Here is an 18,232-nt window from a genome sequence, read left to right on the forward strand (position 1 = left end):
AAATATCAAATGTATTGTATACCTTTTCCAATATGGGCCTCAAATGTCTGAACATTTTTTAGAGAATTATTAAGATATCTTTGGACCTCAGAAACGGACTCCTGACTACAAATGATTTTAACGTTAGGACCAGCATCGATTGTAACATATGCTAAAATCCCTGTACTACGTAAGTGTTTTACCAACTTGATAACTTCAATCGTTTCTGGAGCAAAATAAGTATACGGTGGATTGGCTGACAACGTTAAAGCATGCATCGAAAGTGCGTTGTGCTCAGCTATTTCCCCGATTTTTTGTAAGTCTTTATTTGCAATTGCTTGCTTAATGTCTTCAGTCTCTGAATCCACAAGTGTACACCAACTTGAATAGAAAGGCGAAGTTTTTACTGACATTTCCATCCCTTGAGTAGACGAAATTTCTTTCTTCGCTGTCGAAATGACTGCTGATAAGACGACTATGTCAAATTGCGGGTCTTCATTGATCGGTTCAGCATACGAGGTATCATCATCATTTCCGGCATGCCACTCAACGAAACCACCAAAAATAGATCTAGTAGCAGAACCAGATCCTAAACGTGCTAATGATGAAAGAGAACGTTTTGATAGATTCAATTGAAATGTTTGGTCGATCGAGGCTGCCAGAGCGGCAAATCCGGAGGCAGAGGACGCAAACCCGGCTGCCATAGGCACGTGATTAGTCGAAACGACTTGTAAATGTTCCTGACGGTCAAATTTTTCCCGAACTACGTCGAGATAATTTCTGATTCTTTGGCTAGATTTATCATCTAAGATATCACCGTCTAAACTGATGATATCTTTTGATTCCGAAATAATTTGCGATGTAGTGTCAGTATAATATTTATCTAGTGTTAGGGACAAACTGTTAGTGTAGGGGAGCTTTAAAGCAGGATCCTTTTTACCCCAATATTTGATCAGAGCAATATTTGTATAAGCTCGCGCTGTTTTAGTCAAAGTCAGTTCCCTCATTTTCGTAGATTGATAGTGGTTGGGTCCAAGTTTGTTCGGCACCGTTCTCTCGTAGTGCTTGTTGAATTTTCTTTGCATCTTCAAGGTTTTTGGCCAGACTAATAGTACAGCCACCACGACCACCGCCGGTGATTTTACTACCAAGGGCTCCAGCTGAGATTGCTGCTTTATTTAATTTATCAGTTTTGGGAACAGCTAGATTCAATTTTGACAGGATCGAATTGGCATCAGTAAAGATTTGGCCCAATTTGACTAAGTCGTTATTTTTTAAAGCGATGACAGTATCTTCGGTATGTTGTCCTAATTGTTCCAACATTTGACCGATTTTTTCAGGCGCTTTATCATACATTGTCCTAACATCAGCAACGGTTTCTTTAGTTTTTCCCTTGATCCCAGAATCAGCAATGACGATAAAGCCGTCTGATGTAAATGAGAAGTGACTGGCAGCTTTATCTTTGCCGAATTTGATCGGTGATTCTGAAATGACGGTGTTAGCATCTAAGCCACTGGCCTTACAATGAGTGACCGTCTCCGATTTATTGATGTGTTTCAGCAGTTTTTCTTGGTCGATCGGTTGATCGAAAAAGTCAAAAAAAGCTCTGGTGATGGCTGCGCCGATGGCAGCTGATGAACCCAAGCCTCGTTCGATAGGTAGACCACTATCGATAAAAATAGCATAATTTATATCTTGTTGATTAAATTCATGATCGAGGATATCGATCAAATATTTGACTCCCGATAATGCATCAGGAAGATCAGCGATTTTGCCGACGAAGTAATTTGACAACAAAGTTTTTTCAGAACTTTCTTTTATACGTACAATTACAGGAATGCTCAGAAGAGGAAAGGCGATAGCTGGATAACCGTAAACTACAGCATGTTCCCCCATAATGATCATTTTCCCGTGACTTTTACCAATACCATTATTCAACGGCATTCACCTCAATTTCTCTAAGAATATATTTTAAACATACTTTGAACTTATTTCCACTATATACCGATTTAACTATGATAGAATTTTTGTATTAGGAGAAGACTAATGACACTTAATTTTATTCTCGGAACCAACCAATACGATCATCATCAAGAGATGATCAAACAGTTTCAACAAGACCTTGAGACTGATCCCAAAGGAAAATTTTTCTTCATCGTACCGAACCATATCAAGTTTGAATCTGAGATCAGGGTTTTAAATGATCTCGGTCAGATTCAAGGTAATGGAGAACTAGTTGCCAGCAATAGCGTCCAATGTTTTTCTTTGTCACGTCTAGCTTGGTATTTTTTGCGTGGCAGTGATGTTTATAACATTGAAACATTGACTGATACAAAGTCGGCCATGATCATCAGACGCGTAATCGAGCAAAATCGTTCACAGTTGAAAATATTATCCGGAATGGCTGATAAAAGTGGCTTTATCGACCAACTGACCAGTCAATTTACCGAATTCGAAAATGGCCAGGTCACTCCAGACGACGTGGAAGATGTCATGAAGCAAAATCAAAATGACATTTTTACCGGAAAAATAGGTGAACTGAATCTGATTTATCGCAAGTACACCGAAGCTATCGAACAATATGCGACTAACAATTTTAAATTAGACGCCTTAGCTGATTATCTGGACGCTGATTTACATAGTAAGCATTATCACTTTTATGTTGAAGGATTCTCATCATTTACTGCTTCAGAATTGCAAGTCATTAAAGCTATTTTGCTTAATTGCGGAGATTTGAATATTTCGTTAGTTTTGGATACTCCTGCGGTTCAACCGGTTGAAAAAACTAGTTTTTATGCTCGTCCGGCCAATACTTTCAATCAACTGTATAACTTGGCGAAGGATAATGGAGTAAGTTATCACAGTAAATTTACCAAAACCCGTCGTGTCAGCGATGATATTGGCAAATTAGAGGACTACTGGATCCAATCTTCAGGAGTGAGTCCCATTAAAAGCAGTCATTTGGACTCGATCAATTCGGTTCAAATCTGGAAGAGTACTAACAAACAAGCTGAAGTTTCGGCTGTCAGCACTTATATCCGTCAATTAGTTGCTAACCAGCAATATCGTTATAAAGATTTCTTGATCTTAGCACGAGACCTGAATCAGTACGGTTCTTTTATTGAACCGTTCATGGCTGAAAACGAGATTCCAGCTTTCGTTGATCTACAAAGGAAGATGACTGATCATCCCTTCAAAAAATTGGTTGACCTTTTGTTCACCTTAGTAGACCACGGCTTGCAAAGTGAAGATGCTTTAGCCTTATTAAGGACTGAATTGATGATCCCTGAAAAATACCAAAAGGCCGATATTTCTGAATATCGTCAAGCAGTCGATTTACTAGAAAATTATGTTTTAGCTAATGGAACAACACGTAAAGCTTGGTTAGGGCAGGACTTTGAAGCTCAAGCTAATCTAGATAGTGAGATCGATCAGAATATCATTTTTGATTATCAAAAGATAAATGAAATCAGAAACTTTATCAAGGAAATTTATCAATCTTGGTCTGAGTTCTTTACCGAAGAACAGACTGCCAAAGATGCAGCGACCTTTTTATTCAATTTTCTCGACAAGTTTGGGGTATTTGATCGATTAGGTGTTTGGCAACAACAAGCAGCCGATCAAAACGACCTGACTTCGGCTGGACAGCCTGAGCAAGTTGTTGATAAATTCAATACGATCCTCGATGAGTATGTCAGTGTCTTTGGTGATGAACAATTCAAAAGTGACGAGTTCATCGAGATATTAGATGCTGCATTTGAAAGTGCTCAATATTCACAAATACCTTCGACTTTGGATGCGGTCAACATTTCTGAAATTGGGATGGTTCAACCTAACAACCGTAAGATTACCATCGTATTAGGAGCAACTGTTAACAACATGCCTGGTACGTCGGTCTCAAACGGCATCATTGCGGATGATGAAAGACAACTGATCTCTGACAATTTAGACAGTGATAAGTACTTGAATGCTTCTGATGAAGTGATGAACAATTCTGAACCATTTCTACACGGTCTGACATTCACTACACCGTCGACTCGTTTGATCTTTACTTATCCCAATTATACTGAAGATAATAAGCAGGAAGACATTTCCAGCTATGTCACTAGGATCGCCGAACATTTCGGGATTACACAGCAAGATATCATGTTGAATCCTGATCCTTTGCAAACGGAAGAAAATGAAGTATTGAGATACGTGGGATCAGCTGAAGCTAGTTTGAATTATGTGATCCGTGTTTCGCGTGCTGCTCTAGATAACAAAGCAAAATTATCAGACCAGTGGACCTACGTCCGTAACCGCTTATTGCAAGAAGACCAGACTGATTCAGAGTTTGCCTTGAGTTCATTACAATATCAAAATAAACCAGTCGATCTCAACAAAGAAACCGTCGAGAAACTCTATGGTAATAATATCGATGTCTCGATCTCACGTCTGGAGACTTTCTATCAAAATGAATATGAGTACTTCTTGAAATATGGTCTAAGATTGCAGCCACGACAAATATTTGAAGTCACCTCAGCCCAAACCGGTTCACTTTATCATGCAGTCTTAGATGGATTGGTCAAATTACTTAATGACCAACAAGTCGATATCCGTAATTTGTCAGATCAACAATTGACAGCCTATGTTGCTGATGTTTTCAAAAATGAACTTGATAAGCCTGAGAATAAGATCTTTTCTGCTAATGAACGTATGGGCTTCATCTCCAAAAAAGCTCAAGACACTTTATTGCAGTTAGTCAGGGCTATCAAAGAACAATTGGGCCGTAATAAGTTCATCCCTCGTGCCACTGAAGTAGCTTTTGGCAGGATGAACAATGCCAAACAAGACTTGCCAGGCTTATCATACAAGATACCTGGTGGACACGTGATCAACGTTCGTGGAAAGATCGACCGGATCGATGAAATGTCACTAGATAAAAGTGATTATTTAGCGGTTATCGACTACAAGTCAAGTGGACATAAATTTGATTTCGATAGTTTCTTAGATGGGATCACTATGCAGATGCCAACTTATCTCGAAAATCTGGTTGCCAACAAAGAACAATTATCTTCTGGTCAAGATGTCAAAATTGCTGGTGCCTTTTATTCACATATCCAAAATCCAAAGATCCTGGTTAAGAAGGGCGTCGATGTTGAAAAAGAATTATTAAAGAAATTCAAGTTAGATGGGCTGATCGTTGACGATGATGAGCTGTTGGAAAATCTTGATAGTTTAGTCTCTGGTGCTTCTTTGATTTTGCCAATTTCCAAATCAAAAGCAAAGGGCATCACCATCAACAAAAAGAATGCCATTTCTAATCAAGATCTCTATCGGATCTTGAATTATAATCGTCATTTGATCAAACAAGCAGGTGAGAAGATCTATTCCGGAAAATTACAGATCAATCCTTTCCGTGACAGTGCCAATCGAACCGGATTGCAGTTCAGTGATTATCGTCCAATCTTACAGTTTGATGCGATGTTACCAGAAAATGAATATCACGAGATCATCAATCACGGCCGGGAAGCTAAAAAAGTCGTCTTGAAGCGAATCGAGCAAATCTTGGAGGAAGAAACGAACAATGCCTGAATGGACAGAAAATCAAAAAAAGGCCATCTTTCATCATGGCCATGATATCTTAGTTTCAGCCGCCGCTGGTTCTGGGAAGACGACCATCTTAGTCGAGCGGATCATTGAATTATTGAAAAACAATGAGAACGTCGATAATTTATTAGTCGCAACTTTTACTGATCCTGCCGCTGCTGAAATGAAGGAACGTTTAATTAAACGGATCAAAGAAAGTGTTGCTCAAGATGAGCTTGATCCGGCACAAAAACAGCACATGCAATCACAGATCTATAAAGTGGCTGTCAGCAACATCAGCACTTTACATGCCTTTTGCCTGAGCGTCATAAAAAAATACTATTATGTCATCGACTTAGACCCTAGTTTTCGTTTGTTGAGTGACGAGACTGAGCGGACATTACTTGAAGAGCAAGCTTTCGACAATGTCAGGAACAAGTATTATCAAAAAGATGATACTGATTTTATCGATTTGACCGAAAATTTTTCCAATGATAAGAGCGATGATGGTCTCGCTGATACGATTTATCAGCTGTATAACTTTGCCATCACTAATGCCCAAACAGATCAGTGGCTCGATAACTTGATGAAGTCCTATCAAGTAGATCAGTCGATCACCGATTCAGCTTTCTATCAAAAAAAGGTCAAACCACAATTATTACGAGATCTGGACAACATCATCGACGAAACAAATAGTTTGAGTGATATTGCCGCTGACGATATCCTTAGTCAAAATTATGTTCAACCGTTAAAAGAAGGTGCTAAGGTACTGTCAAATATTAAAGAGAGTATCATCAATGGCACCGCTTTTGATGACATTAGAGAAGAATTAGCTAAATTCAAGTTTCCTCGGGCAAAAGCTGTCGACAAAAAGACTAAAATGCTCAGTGATGACGATAGTATTTCGAAGTCGGTCGCTAGCCAAAAAACTGATTTGAAAAAACAAGTTGATGAACAACTCTATAATAGTTACTTTGTTCAAAATGAATCCGACACGATCGAGACTATCAAGAGATCTCAGGTGATCGTTTCAAAATTAGTCGAGGTCGAACGCGCATTTATCAAAGAATATGATCATCTTAAAAATGGCAATCATGCTTTAGATTTCAACGATCTAGAACATTTGGCGGTCAAAATATTGAATAGTGAAGTCGACGGTCAAAAAATTGCTTTGGATTATTATCAAAATAGATTTCACGAGATCATGATCGATGAATATCAAGATGTTAATACTATGCAAGAGAATATCATCCAATTGCTGTCAAATGAGAACAACCATCTTTTCATGGTGGGTGATATCAAACAATCTATTTATGGTTTCCGACAAGCCGCTCCTTATATCTTTACTGGTAAGTATCAACGATTTCAAAAAGAAGACGATCCTAATGAATTGATCCAGTTATCAAAGAATTTCCGCTCATCAGTCGGTGTCGATGATTTTGTTAATCAGATCTTTAAAAAGATCCTTGATCGAAACGTTGGTGATATCGACTATGATGACAGCGTTAAGTTGATCCCGGGAACTAACTTTCCGGAAGAAGCCGATACTCGTAATGAGATCGATATTTTAACTGATCAGAAGATAGTTGATGATACTCAGCCAGCCGAAAATATTGATCTCGATGAATCGAAAAATATTGATAAGCGTGTCAGCAAGATCGAATTTGTGGCTGATCGGATCAAGCAATTGATGGATGATAACTATCAAGTCTTTGATGCTAAGAAAAATCAGTTCAGAGACTTAAAGTATTCGGATATCGCTATTTTGATGCGTAACAAAAACAGCAATACCGATCTGATCTCATATTTTTCAAAAGCTGAGATCCCCGTAATGGTGACTGATGCTCAGAACTACTTTCAAACGACTGAGTTGCAGATCGTCATGTCGATGCTGAAGATCATCGATAATCCTCGTCAAGATGTACCATTAGTGGCAGTTTTGCGCTCACCAATCGTGGGATTGAATGAAGAAGAATTAGCCCAGATACGATTGGCTGACAGAACGCAGGATTACTATGCAGCCATACTAGCCTATATCAAAGCTGATAACACTGATTTGGCAACGAAACTAGCTTCATTTTTGGAACGTTTGGAAGGATATCGTGACTTTGCTAATAAAAATAGTTTGGTCAAGTTGATCTGGAAAATCTATCAGGAAACTGGGATCTTGGAATATGTTTCAGGGATGCCAGGTGGTAAGCAGCGTTCAGCAAATTTACATGCTTTGTATCAACGTGCCAATAGTTATGAAAAAAATAATTTTATGGGTTTGCATAAATTTATCAACTTTATTCAGCGGATGCAGGATATGGACCGTGACCTTTCGCAGCCAAATAGTATTGAAACGACTGATGATACTGTCAAAGTGATGACTATCCATGCTAGTAAGGGACTAGAATTTCCGATAGTTATCTTGTTGAATATCGACGATAATTTTAATAATAAAGATTATACTTCGGATACTTTATATGACGTTCACACAGGTATTGGGATCAGTGTTTTGAATCAGGTCAGTCGGGCTAATGTCAGGACTATCCAACGAAGTTTGATCAGTGATCAAAAGCAAGTTGCCGGAGTTTCTGAAGAAATGCGGCTTTTGTATGTTGCATTGACTCGTGCCAAGCAAAAATTAGTCTTAGTTGGTTTCAACAAAGAGCCCACCAAGATGCTTAGCAACTGGGAGCACGTCAGAACTAACCAGCAAGGTGTCATCAATGAGGGTGCCCGGATCAATGCTCACTCTTATCAAAACTTGATCGGGATGAGTATCATTCCTGACCCCTGGACGAAAAATAATAAGGAACGTGACCAATTTTCAAACCAAAAGAGTCAAATGGATCTCAATTTGATCAATCTAAATGCAACTGAGATCAGTGGTTCAAAAACTAAGACTCAACAAGCTGAAGAGGTTCCGACTAGTCCGATTTTTCGAGATACTGTCGACAATATTTTGGATTTTCAATACACTCATCAGGATGCGGTCAATACGACAGCCTATCAGTCAGTCTCTGAGATCAAAGGCCTGTTTTCTGATCCAGATGACGATGAAATGGCTCGCGCTGATATAATCAATGACTCTGGACGCTATTTCTCCAATCAATTTAAAAAACCGAGCTTTTTAGTAGAAACTAAGAAGGTAAGTGCGACTGATATCGGTAGTGCGACTCACTTAGTCCTCCAAAAGGTCCCAATCGAACAGATGCCGACTGAAGATATTTTTACTGACCTGATCAAACAATTAGTAGAAAGCAATGTTTTGAAAAAAGAAATTGCTCAAAAAATTGATATCACTAGTCTGATCAATTTTTATCAGAGTAAACTTGGTAAAGCGATAGTTGAGAATTCAACAAAGGTTGAGCGAGAATTTCCATTCTCAGTCTTAATGCCCGCCGAAAAATTATTTAATTCTACCAAAGATAGCTCGACAAGTGATGATAAAATCTTAGTTCATGGTATTATTGACGGTGTGATTGAATTAGAAAAGGGAATTATTGTTTTTGATTACAAAACTGATAATGTTAATAGTCAAAACCTTCAGGAAAAAATCAAAACTTATTCCGGACAATTGAACCTATATGCAAAAGCTATTTCCTTAATCAAAGAAAAACCGGTTATTGGAAAATATCTTTATTTCTTAAAGGTCAATCAAATAGAGAAATTAGATTAGTGGTGAATTAATAGTGAAAAAATCCTACGCTGTTGTCGATCTGGAGACAACGAATGCCAATTGGCATGACAACGGGCGTATTATTCAATTTGGCTGTGTATTGATTGAAGATGGTGAGATCACCAAGATCTTCAATCAAAAAATCAATCCCAAAGTACCGATTCCTAGTCGGATTACGGCACTGACTGGTTTGACCAATGATGATGTTAAGGATTCACCGACGTTTGAAGAACTCGCACCTGGGATCTTCAAGTTATTGAAAGACAAAATTTTTATTGCTCATAATGTTAATTTTGACCTGCCATTTTTGAATCGAGAATTCAACCGGATCGGCATGAACGAATTGAATATCAAAGCCATCGATACGGTGGAATTGTCACAAATAATGTTTCCAACTGTAAGTAGTTATAAATTACAAGATTTAACTAGTTATTTAAGCATTGAACATGATAATCCACATAGTGCCGATAGCGATGCTTTGGTGACCGCAAAACTATTTTTGGTAATTGAAAGTCAAATTCGTGATCTATCGATGACGACTTTGAAACAGTTAGTCGATTTAGGTAAGGATACTATTCGAGAAACTAATACTGTCTTTAAAAGTATTTATCAACAAAGAGAAAATTATCAAAAATTATTACCAGATTATTTGTATGAAAAAAATGGCTTAGTCCTTCGTAAGAAAGATTTTCACATTAGTGAACAAATCGATAAAAAGACTAAGTATCCAACTTCTGAAAAAGCCAAAAAGAGTTTATTGGCTGGTAAATTAGATTATCGGAAAAATCAAGCTGATCTGATGGACCATATTTATCAGTCAGCCAATCATCGTCAAAAAGATAAAAAATGGAATCTGATCGAAGCGCCAACAGGTTCAGGAAAGACAATCGGCTATTTGTTGCCACTGTCTTATTTAGTCAACAGTCAACAAAAGTTGGTCATCGCGACTACCACGAAAGTTTTGCAGCAACAGATCGTTGATCAGGCCATCCCTTTGTTGAACCAAGTATCTCAGCATAATTATCATGCTGAGGTGGTTAAGAGTAGCTATAATTTTATCGATCTGGACCGTTTTTATGAATCAATCGAAAATTATCAAGGACATCGTCATACAGCACTTTTGAAAATGAAGATACTTGTTTGGCTGACGATAACTACTACTGGTGATTTGAATGAGCTGCATCTGACTAACTACAATAATCCACTGTTCACGATTATCCGTCACCGTGGTGAGTTGAAAGAAAAAACTGTTTTCTCTGATGATGATTTTTGGCGTTATCAACAAAATCATTATCATGAATCTTTGATCTTGGTCACTAACCAGGCCTATTTAGCTCGGCATTTGGATAGTTCAATGTGGGGCGAGAATTCATATTTAGTTGTTGATGAGGCTAACCACTACGCTGATAATTTACGCGAAGTTGCCTCTCCGACAATTGATTTTTACAAGTTAAACGATTATGTGAAGAAATTAAGTGATATCCTGTATCAGAATCGTGTCACACTCCGGTATGCCTTTACTGAGGTGACGACTCAATTGTGGAATTATCAAGATCTGCAAGATATGGAAACTCATTTTCAGGCCATCGATGAATTGATGGAACGCTTAGAATTCGACATTTTCGAAAACGATGTCCAAACACAGGTCGGTTTAAAAGATCGTAATCAATTCGTCAGTTTGTTGTTGAATCCACAAGAATTCAAAAAAGAAGATCATAATTTGGTCGATCTTTTGTCTGACCTGATCGTTGAATTGACAATGGTCGTTCATCGGATCGATGTCTTATTTGACCAATATAATTTTCAGAAGAATTTTATTTCTGTCGAGTTATCAAAGATCATTTCAAACTTGATTCTTGAAAATAGTAAGATCCGCAAAGTTTTACAGGCTATGGATGAATTATTGCAGGTGATCCAGAAGAAAGATTCAGATTTTGGGATCCAGATCGACATGCGTGACTTCTATGAACCTAATACTTTGAAGTTGAGCTGGCGTCAATTTGATATTCGCGATTTGATCAAAGAGACGACTGATGCCTTTAGTCAAATTTATGCCATGGGCGCAGCAATCACCATCCAAAAGGATTTTTCACATTTTATTTTGGATCTGCAACTTGATGAAGAACAGATCAATGAGATGTTGATCCTGCCGGATGCTAATAATATTGCAAAAAATAGTAAAATTTACTTGCCAGAAGATGTCCCTGATATCACTCGTCTGAATAATGAACAATATTATTCAATGGTCACCAAGCATATCGTTGATATTTTAGACGACATGGACTACCAAACCATGATATTATTTAATTCGTTGACTACTTTAGAAGCCGTATATAATCAGCTGATGGAGACCGATGTCAAAGAAAAATGGGAAATCCTTGCTCAAGGTGTCACTGGTACCAATGAGAAGATCAAGAAACGTTTTGCTATCGGCAATCGTTCTGTGCTTTTAGGTGCTAATTCCTTTTGGGAAGGGGTCGACTTTCCTAATAAGATGCTCGAGATTTTGATCGTGACACGGATACCATTTGAGTCTCCGGAAATGATCGATGTGAAAGTCCGTCAAGAAGCCATGGGTAAAGCTGGGTTCAACGTTTTCCAGGCTGATACTTTACCTAGAGCAATTTTGCAACTTCGTCAGGGATTGGGTCGCTTGGTCAGGAATTCTCAAGATCGTGGTGTGATAATTTTATTAGATGATCGCATCTTAACTAAAAATTACGGGAAAACCATTTTAAAATCTTTGCCAAATGGACTGCCAGTGGTACAAAATGATATGAAGTACATAAAAAAGGATATAAATAAGTTTTTGAAATAAACAAAAGTTGCTATACTATGTTTGTTGATTAACCTAAAGGGAAGAATTTATGAGTAGAAGTACAAAAATCTTATTAACAATTTCATTAATAGCGTTAGTAGTCGTTTCGGCATTGACTTATATCAATCTATCGTTTGCACCATATTCGAGTGCAAAATCACAATCAAATTCGATTGCCAAGGATAATGCCGGTATCGTGGATCCTGATTATTTTGGTGATTACACGCGTGAAGATCGCTACTATTCAGTTGGTGGATTGACCTCGAAAAAGCAGTATCGTTATATCATTATTAATGCTAAATCGGGAAAGACTCAAACAGTCAACAAGGATAATGCTCCTTTACGTCAATCAGTCGTTGATGGTGTAGCTGAACGTTATAATCCAAAAAAGATCCTGCATATCAACTTGGGACTATATAAGAAAAAGCCTACTTGGGAAGTTGCCTTTAAGAATAAGAATGGCACAATCGGGTACGACTTAGTCGATTTTAAGTCTGGTAAGAGCCGGCAATTGATAAATAATATTTAAAGGTATCGGCAGTAATGTCATACCTTTTTTCTTTGGAGTGTTATGAAATGGAAGATGAAATTTTTAATCAATTTATCAACAGTGGTACAACGAGTGTCAGTAATTTGATTCTGAAAAACTTTCGGGAATTAGGGATGACTGCCAATGAGCTTATGATTTTTTTGAATTTACAAATGTATGCTCAACAAGGCAATCAATTCCCAATGGTGACTGAGATCTCCAAGAATACTGGCATAAAAGAAGCCAATATATTTAACAGTATCCAGAATATGATCAAGCTCGGAGTGATCGAGTTAAAAACGGTAGTAGAAAACCATCAACAACGTGATATTTACTCCTTGACGCCGGTTTATCATCGCTTGAATAAATTATTAGAGCAGCAGCAAAGTTCTGATGCTAAGGCTAAGTTACTATCCGATACGGAAGAACTATTCAAAAAGATCGAAGTTGAATTTGGTCGTCCGATCTCACCGATCGAGCAGGAACAAGTTCATCAGTGGATCGATGATGATCATTACAGCATTAAATTGATTGAATTAGCCTTACGTGAGGCAGTCTTGAATCAAGCTTATTCATTGAAATACATGGATCGTATTTTGATCAGTTGGGAAAAGAGTAATATTAAGACTGTCGGACAATTAGAAGATCGTAGAAAGAAGTTGGAATATTAATGTTAAAAGATGACCAGATAGTTTGGGCGATTCATCAAATGGAAGCTGATATTGGCCCGGTTGAACCATCACTTGATTCAAGGACGCCATTTCAATATTTAGTTTCAGTGATATTGAGCGCGCAAGCAACTGACGTTTCCGTTAATAAGGTGACACCAATACTTTTTGCTAAATATCCTGATCCTAAAGACTTGATGAATGCAAATTTGTCTGACGTGGAAGAGATGATCAAAAGTGTCGGCTTATTTCACAACAAGGCTAAAAATATCATCAAGACGGCTGGACTTATCCATACGCAATATAATGATGTTGTGCCTGAAATTAGGTCTGAGATAATGAAATTACCAGGGGCGGGCAGAAAAACGGCTAATGTGGTCTTAAGTGACGTTTTTCATCAGGCAACTTTTGCAGTCGATACTCATGTATCAGCTATTTCCAAACGTCTGCATTTTGTCGATCAAAAAGCGACTCCAGTTCAAGTGGAGAAAAAAATCGTTTCAGCTTTGCCAGCCGAGGAATTGCATCAAGCTCATCATACGATGATTGAATATGGTCGAAAATATTCGATGAAGTTACCAGTTGAAGAAGAAACCAATAAATTGATCATTGCTTGTGATGAAATGAATCAAACTAATGAAATCGAAGCAAATTGATTTTGATAAACAAAAAGGACTTTAACATCCCTGAAAAAGGGAAGTTAAAGTCCTTTTATTTTGCTTATTCAGCTTCACTGCCACTTTGAGTATTGCCACCCTGAGTGTTTCCACCTTGAGTAGTGCCACCGCCAGTGTTGTTATCGGTCGTACCGCCACCAGTGTTGCCGGTATTTCCAGTATTGTTATTGTTGTTAGAACCAACAGTTGTGTTACCACCAGTATTAGTATCTCCACCACCAGTAGTTGGTGGGTTAGTGGTAGTAGTGTTTCCACCGGTATTGTTATTGGTATTGTTATTATTGCCATCTGTGACAGTTTGATCATTGTCACCATTGGTTGTCGTACCATCACCAGTATCAGTGTCACCATTTTGTTCATTAGTATTATTGTTATCGTTAGTTTCATCATCATCAGAACTCTGACGACGGTTAGGGATTACTTCTTCAGAACTTGAACCCGTTGAACTGCTTGAACTAGATGAACTCGAGTAATTCTTATAAGGATTATTCGGTGCATGTCCACGGACAAATAATTCAGTAGTGTATGAACTGCTTGAAGATCTTGGTGAAGCAACGACAGGTGTTGTCGATCCACCAGTTTTGATCTTCAATTTAACGACTGAACTTGGTTTCTTCCAGTCTGAGTTGGTAGATTTCTTAGCGAGATATTGCATTTCAGCCTTGTAGATCTTACCAGCGACACTTTGATAAGTGGCTGACACACCATGTGAATTCTGCGAGTCATAACCCGTCCAAACGCTCATTGAATAGTTCTTGGTGTAGCCATTGTACCAAGCATCTTTAGCCGTGTTCTCTAAATTGGAGTTACTACTTAAAGCATCGTCAGAATAGTTGGTCGTACCAGTTTTCCCAGCTTGATGAAGACCAGAAATAGCTGCATATTGAGCAAATCCCTCACTCGTTGGCACCCCTTTGAGCACATCAGTCATCATATAAGCAGTTGAAGCTTTCATAGCCTTCTTCGGCTCAGAATGATATGAGTGGGTGATACCATCAGCAGTTTCGATTTTCGATACATAGGTTGGTTTGTAGTAGTCTCCACCGTTAGCAAAGGTCGCATAAGCTGCAGCACCTTGTAAACTGGATACGTCACTACCAATACCAGCTGAAGTACCTTGATTATCTGGAATGGTGATACCTAATTTCTTAGCAAATTTCTTAGCTTTAGAGAAGCCAACTGTTGACAAGGTCTTGATAGCTGGAACATTCCGTGAAGTTACCAAAGCCTCACGAAGACTCATTTGTCCCTTATAGGTTTGATCCCAATCTTTTAGGACAATATCAGTTCCAGGATAGACATATTTGGTGTCATACAATTGATGGTAAGTCGACCAATCCAAATATTCAAACGCGGGTCCGTAATCAAGGATCGGTTTCATAGTTGAACCATTGCTCCGTGAGGTCTGAACCGCACGATTAAGTCCAAATTGGATATTTGATAATTTGCGACCACCGATCATGGCCACGACTTTACCATTATTTGGATTAACTATCGTCGCTCCGACTTGCATCTTCGAATCGGGAAACTGGACGTAATTAGATGAATTAACAATATTATAGAGACGTTTTTGAGCATCGTAATCCATATTAACTGTGATCTTAAGATTATCACGATAAGGATCAAAACCTTTAGCTTTGACTTCTGAAATAGCTTCCTTAATGTATGGATCCGTGACCATTTTGTCAGTATCATTACCAGTGGTATTTTCCTTAAAAGGCTGTAATCCTGAATCGATTGGTGTATTGATAGCCTTCTCGGCTTGAGACTTAGTTATTTTTTCATTGTCGAGCATAGCTCTGATAACCAGATCACGACGCTGCTTAGCTTGTTCAGGATGTTTATAAGGATCATAATTGCTTGGTGCATTAGGTAGACCGGCTAGCATGGCCATTTGTGGTAGAGTGAGGTCTTTAAGCGATTTACCGTAATAATAGCGGGCACCAGTTTCGATACCATAAGCACCATTATTCATATAAACTTTATTAACGTAAAATTCCAGAATTTGTTGTTTCGAATAATCATGACTGACTTTTACAGCTAACCAAGCTTCTTGCATTTTGCGTTTAAAAGTTTGATCTTTAGCATCAGTCGAGAAGGCAGTAAGTTTGATCAATTGTTGAGTCAAAGTACTACCGCCTTGTAAAGTCCCTTTAGTAGCATTATTAAAAGCTGACTTGACGATCCGGACAGGATCGATACCAAAGGTCTCATTATAGAAGTTTTTATCTTCGATCGAGATCACAGCATCTTGCATTTGTTGAGGGACTTTATCGATAGTGACATAATTTCGCTTATTTGACCCCAAGGAACCAATTTGGTTACCCTTAGAATCAACGATGGTCGATGAACCACCGCTTTGGAGAGTCTCTTGACTGATTGCTGGAGCGGACATGGCGTAATAGGCAAAAACACCAATAAAAGCAATCACCACAGCACCAATCAAAATACCTAACCATTTAAAAATGTTTTTCCAAGGTGAATAAGGAGCATGGTTATTATTATTTGATTGATTATTCATTATTGCTCCTTTCTTTGCTTAATGAATTTATTAATAACTTCAATATATGGCAAAGTCGGGTTATAGTTTGCCATAATTTCATAAGAATCGTTTTCAATATCTGAAAGCTGAATCGACTTTGGCCCATCATTTTTCTGATTTTCCCAGTAGAAGAAAAGTTTCTTGGCTGGCATGATAAAATATCTATTAAGGGTCACATACTTAATAATTACGAAACAGATACCGTTTTGTTTTTCGCAAGCCCGGAGATGGTCAATCTGATGTTGATGGAAGTTTTTCAATGGGAAAGTGTTTTTATTGGTCGTTTCTTTGGCCTCAAAGTCCACATAATAGCCTTGATAAACTCCATTGTAATCAGTCGTTGAAGCTTGACGGAAATAAGCTTCCTTTATAACAGCTCGACTTCTTTTGGGATAATCAACTTTAACGATTTGAACCGGCGTTGGTTTTTTGTATATTACAGCAATCTCATGAGCGCGATAGTACTTGTTACTTTCGTTGATTTCATCTTCCAGTCGCATACCACGATCACCGAAGATCACTTTTTTTGCTCCCGTGGCAGTACGATTAGCTGGATTTGTATTTTGATGAAATTGGCGCCCGTCAGGGTAATTAAATTTCAATATATCAACTCCTACTTTCAGAATTATACCATGCAATTAAAATTTTAAATTATTGGAGGGATCTGGATGATCAAGAATTTGTGGATAACAGGCTATAGATCCTACGAATTAGGGATTTTTAAACCAGACGATCCAAAAAAGAAAGTTATCGAAAAATATTTAACTGAACGCATGATAAACTATGCTGAGGATGGTACTGAGTGGATCTTAACTGGTGCTCAGATGGGGACCGAACAATATGTTGGCCCAGCTGTTCAGCAAGTTAAAGATAAAGGATATAATATCAAACATGCAGTGATGATGCCATTTGCAAATTTTGGTCAACAGTGGAATGAAAACAATCAGTCATTACTAAATATTTTTTTAAGAAATGCTGACTATGTCAATAAAATCACTAAATTGGGGTATCATTCAGGTATACAACTTAGGACTTGGCAAAACTTTATGCTTCAACATACCGATGGGGCTTTGATTTTTTACGATCCAGAAAGTGGTGGAAAGCCAAAGTATGATTATTCAGCAATTAAGAATTATCAAGACCGAGGGTACAATTATTCTCTTGAATTAGTTGATTTTGATGCAATGCAAGACTTTGCGAATAGCTTGTCGGAAGATTAAGTAAAAATATATTATTAAACATAATTGGGGTGCAGACAATGAATAATATGAATCAAATGAATGGTAATGGTTTCGATCAACAACCGAACAACGATAATAAATTCTTTTTAAATTTTCAACCAAATGATATTCTCCAAAAAGAATTCAAGACTAAGATGCGTGGATATGACCAAACGGAAGTCGATCAATTCTTAGATGGTATCATTAAAGACTATGAGTCATACTCAAACGAATTGAATCGCTTAAAGGCAGAAAATGATCGTCTTCAATCACAACTTAGCTCAATGTCACAAAATGGCAATACACAAAGCAGTCGTCAAACAACAGCTCCTCGTCAAAGAGCCAACCGGACGATCCCTGTTCAACCAAAGAGCAATGTCATGCCAGGGATGAATAGTCAAAACAATCAAAAACCTGACGCTTCTACTTATTATGATATTTTAAGACGTGTGTCAAATCTTGAAAAGCATGTTTTCGGTCATGATTTTTCTAATGGTATGCCTAATCAAGATGCTAACAATGCCAAAGGCGATAATAATATCAAACAATTTGCTTCAGCAGCTG

The 18,232-nt window shown here is 37.9% G+C and carries 11 protein-coding genes and 1 pseudogene; 8 read left to right on the forward strand and 4 right to left on the reverse strand.

Annotation, left to right across the window (positions count from 1 at the left end; translation table 11 throughout):
- Positions 1–5: 5 nt before the first annotated feature.
- Together mvaD and mvk are read right to left on the reverse strand one after the other, a co-directional pair.
- A complete protein-coding gene (gene mvaD / locus FC27_RS01080; RefSeq protein WP_010623536.1) occupies positions 6–971 on the reverse strand; it encodes a diphosphomevalonate decarboxylase in 966 nt (321 codons plus the stop codon).
- Positions 964–1,917 (reverse strand): mevalonate kinase, encoded by a 954-nt coding sequence (gene mvk / locus FC27_RS01085; protein WP_010623535.1) that lies wholly within the window; start codon positions 1,915–1,917, stop codon positions 964–966. Before mvk ends, mvaD begins: the two co-directional genes overlap by 8 nt.
- Positions 1,918–2,025: 108 nt before the next feature.
- On the opposite strand from mvk, the gene FC27_RS01090 reads away from it, so the two are divergent.
- The 6 genes from FC27_RS01090 to FC27_RS01115 are packed head-to-tail and all read left to right on the forward strand — an operon-like array spanning position 2,026 to position 13,885.
- Entirely contained in the window at positions 2,026–5,553 is a 3,528-nt protein-coding gene (locus tag FC27_RS01090) for a PD-(D/E)XK nuclease family protein (protein WP_010623534.1), read from the forward strand.
- Positions 5,546–9,214, forward strand: coding sequence for a helicase-exonuclease AddAB subunit AddA (gene addA / locus FC27_RS01095; protein WP_010623533.1), 3,669 nt, complete (start codon positions 5,546–5,548; stop codon positions 9,212–9,214). The genes FC27_RS01090 and addA overlap by 8 nt, the downstream gene beginning before the upstream one ends.
- A gap of 13 nt (positions 9,215–9,227) precedes the next feature.
- Positions 9,228–12,032, forward strand: a complete 2,805-nt coding sequence (locus tag FC27_RS01100; RefSeq protein WP_010623532.1) for a helicase C-terminal domain-containing protein — start codon at positions 9,228–9,230, stop codon at positions 12,030–12,032.
- Between the two features lie 49 nt (positions 12,033–12,081).
- On the forward strand, positions 12,082–12,561 hold the full coding sequence (locus FC27_RS01105; protein WP_010623531.1) for a hypothetical protein: 480 nt from the start codon (positions 12,082–12,084) through the stop codon (positions 12,559–12,561).
- A 47-nt stretch (positions 12,562–12,608) separates the two neighbouring features.
- The gene (locus FC27_RS01110) at positions 12,609–13,232 is read left to right on the forward strand and encodes a DnaD domain-containing protein (protein WP_010623530.1); all 624 of its coding nucleotides are present in this window, start codon (positions 12,609–12,611) and stop codon (positions 13,230–13,232) included.
- On the forward strand, positions 13,232–13,885 hold the full coding sequence (locus tag FC27_RS01115) for an endonuclease III domain-containing protein (RefSeq protein WP_010623529.1): 654 nt from the start codon (positions 13,232–13,234) through the stop codon (positions 13,883–13,885). Before FC27_RS01110 ends, FC27_RS01115 begins: the two co-directional genes overlap by 1 nt.
- A 64-nt stretch (positions 13,886–13,949) precedes the next feature.
- Here FC27_RS01115 and FC27_RS01120 read toward each other — a convergent pair whose 3' ends face one another.
- Together FC27_RS01120 and recU are read right to left on the reverse strand one after the other, a co-directional pair.
- A complete protein-coding gene (locus FC27_RS01120; protein ID WP_010623528.1) occupies positions 13,950–16,427 on the reverse strand; it encodes a transglycosylase domain-containing protein in 2,478 nt (825 codons plus the stop codon).
- Entirely contained in the window at positions 16,427–17,050 is a 624-nt protein-coding gene (gene recU, locus FC27_RS01125; protein ID WP_010623527.1) for a Holliday junction resolvase RecU, read from the reverse strand. The genes FC27_RS01120 and recU overlap by 1 nt, the downstream gene beginning before the upstream one ends.
- A gap of 66 nt (positions 17,051–17,116) precedes the next feature.
- On the opposite strand from recU, the gene FC27_RS01130 reads away from it, so the two are divergent.
- Both FC27_RS01130 and FC27_RS12200 read left to right on the forward strand, forming a co-directional pair.
- Positions 17,117–17,668 carry an SLOG family protein gene (locus tag FC27_RS01130; protein WP_010623526.1) on the forward strand — a complete coding sequence of 184 codons (552 nt, stop codon included), beginning with the start codon at positions 17,117–17,119 and terminating at the stop codon, positions 17,666–17,668.
- Between the two features lie 155 nt (positions 17,669–17,823).
- Positions 17,824–17,935: pseudogene (locus tag FC27_RS12200) on the forward strand (DivIVA domain-containing protein); the annotation flags it as partial.
- Between the last annotated feature and the right edge of the window lie 297 nt (positions 17,936–18,232).

Source organism: Companilactobacillus versmoldensis DSM 14857 = KCTC 3814, from assembly GCF_001434295.1.
Taxonomy (GTDB): domain Bacteria; phylum Bacillota; class Bacilli; order Lactobacillales; family Lactobacillaceae; genus Companilactobacillus; species Companilactobacillus versmoldensis.